1 protein-coding gene is annotated in these 623 nt (G+C 62.6%); it reads left to right on the top strand.

The annotated features are described in order from the left end of the window. The coding region (locus J5M66_RS26475) for an amino acid permease (RefSeq protein WP_207817529.1) at positions 1 to 623 on the top strand (623 nt) is incomplete at both ends.

Genomic DNA, 623 nt, shown 5'->3' with positions numbered 1-623 from the left:
ACCAGGTGCGCAACATGATGCTGGTCACCGTCTGGGTGTTCATCGGCATCGAAGGCGCGAGCATCTTCTCCGCCCGCGCCGAGAAACGCTCGGATGTCGGCAAGGCCACCGTGATCGGCTTCATCACCGTGCTGCTGTTTCTGGTGCTGGTGAACGTGCTGTCGCTGGGCATCATGACCCAGCCGGAACTGGCGAAACTGCAGAACCCGTCGATGGCCGCCGTGCTTGAGCATGTGGTCGGTCACTGGGGTGCGGTGCTGATCAGCGTCGGCCTGATCATCTCGCTGCTCGGCGCGCTGCTGTCGTGGGTGCTGCTGTGTGCCGAGATCATGTTCGCCGCCGCCAAAGACCATACCATGCCGGAGTTCCTGCGCAAGGAAAACGCCAACCACGTACCGGTCAACGCCCTGTGGCTGACCAACGCGATGGTGCAGGTGTTCCTGATCATCACCCTGTTCTCGGCCAGCACTTACCTGTCACTGATCTACCTCGCCACCTCGATGATTCTGGTGCCCTACCTGTGGTCGGCGGCCTATGCCCTGCTGCTGGCGGTGCGCGGCGAGAGCTACGAAGGCTTTGCCGCCGAGCGGCGCAAGGATCTGATCATCGGCGGTATCGCCCTG

The sequence above is a fragment of the Pseudomonas sp. 67(2021) genome (assembly GCF_017491835.1).
Classification (GTDB): domain Bacteria; phylum Pseudomonadota; class Gammaproteobacteria; order Pseudomonadales; family Pseudomonadaceae; genus Aquipseudomonas; species Aquipseudomonas atacamensis.
The sequence above is the reverse complement of the archived record's forward strand: the minus strand, read 5'-3'. Positions and strand labels throughout refer to the sequence as shown.